This window comes from Mesorhizobium sp. M4A.F.Ca.ET.090.04.2.1 (assembly GCF_003999085.1).
GTDB lineage: Bacteria > Pseudomonadota > Alphaproteobacteria > Rhizobiales > Rhizobiaceae > Mesorhizobium.
Genome location: NZ_RZOT01000412.1, coordinates 1 through 5547, shown reverse-complemented (window position 1 = coordinate 5547; position 5547 = coordinate 1). Strand labels below are relative to the sequence as shown.

The window sequence follows — 5547 nt, the reverse complement described above, 5'->3', positions numbered from 1 at the left end:
GTTCATCCACTGCGATCCGGAACGCGCCAGCCGTGAGACGCCGTTCGGCGGCACCATCGCGCATGGCTTCCTGTCGCTGTCGCTGCTCTCGGCGATGACCTTCGAGACCATGCCGCCGCTCGAAAACAGCAAGATGGGCGTGAACCACGGCTTCGATTCGCTGCGCTTTTTGGCGCCGGTAAAGACCGGCGCGCGCATCCGCACCCGTTTCGTGCTCGCCGACGTCAAGGTCAGGCCCTCGGGCTGGGTGCAGACGGCGCATGACGTGACCATCGAGATTGAGGGCTCGAAGAAGCCCGCGCTAACCGCGCGCTGGCTGACCCTGACATTGATCGAGCGCCAGCCCGAGACCGCATGAACGACCTGAACGCGCTCGATCAGACGGCGCTTGCGCCCTATCTCGAGGCGCATATCCCGGCTTTTGGCGGGCTTTCCGCGACCGAGAAGTTCAAATCGGGACAATCGAACCCGACCTATCTTTTGACCGCGGCAAGCGGCCGCTACGTGCTGCGCGCCAAGCCGCCGGGCCAGTTGCTGAAATCCGCGCATCAGGTCGACCGCGAGTTCCGGGTGATGAAGGCGCTTGCCGCCACCGCCGTGCCGGTGCCGCGCATGCTGCACCTGTCCGACGAGGACTCGCCCATCGGCCGCATGTTCTACGTCATGGAGTTCCTCGACGGCCGCATCTTTTGGGACCCGTCGCTGCCGGAGGCATCCGGGAACGAGGATCGCGCCGCCATCTACGACGCCATGAACGCAACGCTAGCCGCCTTGCACGATGTCGCCGTGGAAGCCGTCGGCCTTGGCGATTTCGGCAAGCCCGGCAACTATTTCGAGCGCCAGTTCGCCCGCTGGACCAGCCAGTACCGCGCCTCGGAAACCGGAACCATTCCGGACATGGATCGGCTGATCGCCTGGCTGGAGACGCACATGCCGGCCGATGACGGCCGCGTCTCGCTGGTGCATGGCGACTACCGGCTGGACAACATGATCTTCGCAGCCAGCGAGCCGAAAGTGATCGCGGTGCTCGACTGGGAACTGTCGACGCTCGGCCACCCCTTCGCCGACATCGCCTATCAATGCATGCAATGGCGGCTGCCGCATGCATCGGGCTTTCGCGGCCTCGGCGGCGTCGACCGCGCAGCCCTCGGCCTGCCGTCCGAAGAAGCCTATGTCGAGGCGTATTGCCTGCGGCGCGGGCTTACCGGCATCGACAACTGGAGTTTCTTCCTCGCCTTCTCCTTCTTCCGGCTGGCGGCGATCTGCCAGGGCGTCTATCGGCGCGCGCTGGACGGCAACGCCTCCAACCCGGAAAAGGCAAAAACCTATGGCGAGGCGGTAAAGCTGCTTGCCGCGCTCGCCGTGGACCTGATCGACAACAAGATTTGACAATGGGAGAGCTGAGCGATGGGCCGTTTCGATGGAGCGACGGTGCTGATCACCGGTGCGACCGGCGGCCTCGGCCGCGGCGCGGCAAACGCCTTCGCCGCCGAAGGTGCGCGGCTGGTCCTATCGGATCTCGACGAGGCTGCGCTACGCGATTTCGCCGCGACGCTTGATGTCGAGTCGACCATCCTCGCCGGCAACATCGCTGACGAGAAACTCTCCGAGGATCTCGTCGACCTGGCGGTGCAAAAATTCGGCCGGCTGGACATCGCCGTCAACAATGCCGGCATCGTCCATGCTTTCGTGCGCCTGCCGCAGGTGGCCTCGGATGAAGCACGCCGGGTGCTGGAGGTCGACCTGCTCGGCGTTTTCTACGCCATGAAGCATCAGATCCCGCAGATGGAACGGCAGTTCAAGGCAAGCGGCAAGGGCGGCGTCATCGTCAACGTCGCCTCTGTCGCCGGCCTGTCCGGCGCGCCCAAGCTGTCGGTCTATGCCGCCGCCAAGCATGGCGTTGTCGGGCTGACGCGCTCGGCCGCTGCCGAATATGCCACCAAGGGCGTGCGCATCAACGCAGTCTGTCCCGCGCATACCAGGACCGCGATGGTGGACGGCTTCGTCCGCGCCAGCAGCTCCCCGGAAGCCGAGGCGATTGCCGAACTCACGCGCGGCGTGCCGATGAAGCGGGTCGGCGAGGTTGACGAGATCACAACGGGGGTCCTGTTTCTTGCCGATCCCGCCAACTCCTTCATGACCGGCCATGCGCTGGCGCTCGACGGCGGCATCGGCGCCATCTAGGGCAGGCCGCCCAAAGCGATTTTCCGTCCGGAATTGCGTTGGAACAAAGGGTTAGGGCGGACGTTGGGGAACCTGCCACGCACTTGTTCGTTTCCGTACAGCGTATATAATTTAACAAGGCAACCAACCAACGAAGGCAGGCAAACCTTGCCGTTGAGCGTCCAGACACGCCGCGAAAAACAGAAAGCAGAGCTGCGCTCCGAACTCGTCGAAGCGGCCCACAAGCTCGTTCAGGAAGAAGGCTATGAGGGCCTGACCATCCGCAAGCTGGCCAAGCGGGTCGGCTACGCGCCGATGTCGGTCTATTCCTACTTCGCCGACAAGCAGGACATCCTGTTCGCGCTGGCCGAGGACGCCTTCGAGACGCTGGCGCGGCGCATCGAGGCGCACCCCGCCGACGATCCGATCGAGGCCCTGCAGGCGGTGATGACCGAGTACGCCGCCTTCGGCCTCGGCAATCCCAACGAATACCGCACCGTCTTCATGACCGAGAAGACGCGGCTGCCGGAAGGCCGCAGCTACGAGGACATGGAAGAGGGTAATCCGGCGATGAAAGTGCTGATCAGCAGGGTCGAGGCCTGTGTCGCCGCCGGCAAGCTCAAGGGCGACCCGCGCGCCATCGCCACCATGCTCTGGGCGGTCGGCCACGGCACGATCTCGCTCTTGATCACCTTCCCCTTCTATCCGTTCGGCGACCCGCAGGCTTTCGTGAAGCGGATGTGCGATTTCACGCTTGCCTCGCTTTCGACGCAGAACGTGCCGCCGCTGACCGAAACGCCAGTCAACTGCTGACTGGAGCAATTCCGCCCAGCGGTTTTGGGCCGGAATTGCGCAGAAGCGAACCCCCGGTTTTTACAGTCCGATCTGGCCGGGCGTCGCGCCGTGCGACATTTTCGTATTTTCAGAAAATTTGACCGTACATGTACGATTTCTCACTTGAACTCGCACTCCGCCGGACGTATATGTACGCCGTATCGTACATGTACGAAAAAGATTGACCGGAGAAAGATGATGAAAAAGACAATCCTCGCTATCGCTACCGTCCTGGCTTTCTCGGGCGCCGCTTTCGCCGGCACCAGCCATCAGGCCAAGCAGGCTCCTGCCGCGGCTTGCATCCAGACCAACGCCAATGTGAAGCTCGATTGCGGCACGACCGGCTCCGTCGAAAAGACCGGCGCGACGACCAAGACCGACGCCGCCAAGGGCCAGCGTCTGGGCATCGAAATCGATCCGTGGATCGTTCCCAGCACGTTCTAAGGCGGTTCGAACGCCACGAAATACTCAAAGGGCGGCAGGATATCCTGACCGCCCTTTTTTGCTGGATCGATTACTTGCGTGGCTTGCGCCCCGGCACCGTCTTGGCCTTGCCGGGTCTTGCGGGGCCGCCCGGAATGGAGGTCGAGGTGATCGACACCGGATCGCTGGCCGGGAACGTGTCCTCGAGACCTTCCTCGAGTTCCTCTTCCTCGACCTCGTGTGTTCGTTCGTGCTCGAGCGAGCGGACTGCCGCCGTCTTCCTGGGCGGCCTCGGCGCGGATTTCGACGGCATCGGCATTCTCCCTCGACACGCTGCCGCAAAACGGATCGGCGCGTCGATGGTTCCTATGGCTCAGTTCGCCGCGTCGCTCGCCGCTTCCGACAGCAGAGTAAAGACATAGTCCGAGAACGAACGCCAGCATTCGACCCGGAAGGCGTCCGCCGCCGTGCGCAGCAGCACGATCTCGGCCTTGCCGAGGATGGTGCGCGAAGCCGCGCCGACCGGGAACGCGTCAAGAGAGAGATCTTGCGGGCAGCCGGAGTTGACGGTCACGGCGGCAGCCGGGCCGGTGACGGAAAAGGCGACGTTGCGATGCGAGATGCCGACCGCCGAATGCAGCGCCGTCACCTTGGCGCAGTCGGCGAGCGGATCCTTGCCCGCCTCGTCGATCACCAGCCATTCGTCCGGCCCGAGCCAGAGCGCCGTGCGCCCTGCCTTGGCCGCCGAGGTCTTCGGCTTTGCCGGCAAGCTCACGCCGAGCGCCTTCGAAAGCGCGGTCAGCGAAGCCTCCGGCGCGCGCACCGAAATGCGCTCGGCCGGCGGCAGCACTGCAAGCGTGACGCCCTTCGCCTCTATCGTGCGCCCGGCCAGCGCCGGACGGCGCTCGGCCGGCGAGCCGGCAGCGGTTGTCTTTGCGGCAGCCTTAGCCATTGAGGCGCTCCCCCTTCTCGTCGAAGAACACCATGCCGGTGACTTCCACCTCGATCGTCCCGTTTGGCATCGGCACATAGAGCGTCTTGCCCATGCGGTCGCGTCCGCCGGCGACCAACGCCAGCGCGATCGAACGGCCGCAATTCTCCGACCAGTAGCTGGAGGTGACGTGGCCGATCATCTTCATCGGGATTGCTTGGCCAGGATCCTCGACGATCTGCGCGCCCTCCTCCAGCACCACCTTGGGGTCCTTGGTCTTGAGGCCGACAAGCTGCTTGCGACCCTTGGCGACAAGGTCCGGCCGCGTCAGACCACGGATGCCGACGAAGTCAGCCTTCTTCTTGCCGACCGCCCAGTCGAGGGCTGCATCGTTCGGCGTCACCGTGCCGTCGGTATCCTGGCCGACGATGATGTAGCCCTTCTCGGCGCGCAGCACGTGCATGGACTCGGTGCCGTAGGCGCAGGCGCCATGTTTCTGGCCTTCGGCCCACAGCGCCTCCCAGACCGCCTGGCCGTAGTCGGCCGGCACGTTGACCTCGAAGCCGCGCTCGCCGGTGAACGACATGCGGAACAGCCGCGTCGGCACGCCGCAGATCCTGCCTTCGCGCACCGACATATGCGGCAGCGCCTCGTCCGACATGTCGATGCCTTCGACCAGCGGCGCGATGATGTCGCGCGACTTCGGTCCCTGCACGGCGATGACCGCCCACTGCTCGGTGATCGAGGTCAGCCAGACATTGAGATGCGGGAACTCGGTCTGGAGATAGTCCTCCATATGGTGCATGACGCGCGGCGCGCCGCCCGTCGTCGTCGTCACGTGGAAGCGGTCCGGCGCCAGCCTGCCGACGACGCCGTCGTCGTAGATGAAGCCGTCCTCGCGCAGCATGATGCCATAGCGGCAGCGGCCGGGCTCCAGCTTCTCCCACGGATTGGTGTAGAGCAGCTCCATGAACTTGGCCGCGTCCGGTCCGACCACCTCGATCTTGCCCAGCGTCGAGGCGTCGAACAGTCCGGCCGTCTTGCGCACCGTCACGCATTCGCGGTCGACGGCGGCGTGCATGTCCTCGGCTCCCCGGGGGAAGTACCAGGCGCGCTTCCACTGGCCGACATCCTCGAACACCGCCCCTTGCGCGGCGGCCCAGGGATGGATCGCCGTCCGACGCGTCGGGTCGAAC

The 5547-nt window shown here is 64.8% G+C and carries 8 protein-coding genes; 5 read left to right on the top strand and 3 right to left on the bottom strand.

The features are described 5' to 3' along the window. From EN781_RS24240 to EN781_RS24220, 5 genes are all read left to right on the top strand, one after another. Nucleotides 1-358, top strand: a 358-nt coding sequence (locus tag EN781_RS24240; protein WP_145965599.1) for a MaoC family dehydratase, incomplete at its 5' end; no start/stop codon positions are given. Further along, nucleotides 355-1389 (top strand): phosphotransferase, encoded by a 1035-nt coding sequence (locus tag EN781_RS24235; RefSeq protein WP_126058376.1) that lies wholly within the window; start codon nt 355-357, stop codon nt 1387-1389. The genes EN781_RS24240 and EN781_RS24235, both read left to right, overlap by 4 nt. An 18-nt stretch (nt 1390-1407) precedes the next feature. Continuing rightward, entirely contained in the window at nt 1408-2184 is a 777-nt protein-coding gene (locus tag EN781_RS24230) for an SDR family oxidoreductase (protein WP_126058375.1), read from the top strand. 147 nt (nt 2185-2331) lie between these two features. Next, nucleotides 2332-2976, top strand: coding sequence for a TetR/AcrR family transcriptional regulator (locus EN781_RS24225; RefSeq protein ID WP_126058374.1), 645 nt, complete (start codon nt 2332-2334; stop codon nt 2974-2976). Nucleotides 2977-3195: 219 nt separating this feature from the next. Beyond that, a complete protein-coding gene (locus EN781_RS24220; protein ID WP_126058373.1) occupies nt 3196-3441 on the top strand; it encodes a DUF680 domain-containing protein in 246 nt (81 codons plus the stop codon). 70 nt (nt 3442-3511) lie between these two features. Here EN781_RS24220 and EN781_RS24215 read toward each other — a convergent pair whose 3' ends face one another. From EN781_RS24215 to EN781_RS24205, 3 genes are all read right to left on the bottom strand, one after another. After that, the gene (locus EN781_RS24215; RefSeq protein WP_126058372.1) at nt 3512-3733 is read right to left on the bottom strand and encodes a hypothetical protein; all 222 of its coding nucleotides are present in this window, start codon (nt 3731-3733) and stop codon (nt 3512-3514) included. A 60-nt stretch (nt 3734-3793) separates the two neighbouring features. Further along, nucleotides 3794-4372 carry a sarcosine oxidase subunit gamma gene (locus EN781_RS24210; RefSeq protein WP_126058371.1) on the bottom strand — a complete coding sequence of 193 codons (579 nt, stop codon included), beginning with the start codon at nt 4370-4372 and terminating at the stop codon, nt 3794-3796. Next, on the bottom strand, nt 4365-5547 hold a 1183-nt coding region (locus EN781_RS24205; protein WP_245492646.1), incomplete at its 5' end, for a glycine cleavage T C-terminal barrel domain-containing protein. The genes EN781_RS24210 and EN781_RS24205, both read right to left, overlap by 8 nt.

Coding starts and splice junctions, on each gene's coding strand:
- EN781_RS24235 (WP_126058376.1), top strand. CDS start 355: ATGAACGACCTGAACGCGCTCGATCAGACGGCGCTTGCGCCCTATCTC.
- EN781_RS24230 (WP_126058375.1), top strand. CDS start 1,408: ATGGGCCGTTTCGATGGAGCGACGGTGCTGATCACCGGTGCGACCGGC.
- EN781_RS24220 (WP_126058373.1), top strand. CDS start 3,196: ATGAAAAAGACAATCCTCGCTATCGCTACCGTCCTGGCTTTCTCGGGC.
- EN781_RS24215 (WP_126058372.1), bottom strand. CDS start 3,733: ATGCCGTCGAAATCCGCGCCGAGGCCGCCCAGGAAGACGGCGGCAGTC.
- EN781_RS24210 (WP_126058371.1), bottom strand. CDS start 4,372: ATGGCTAAGGCTGCCGCAAAGACAACCGCTGCCGGCTCGCCGGCCGAG.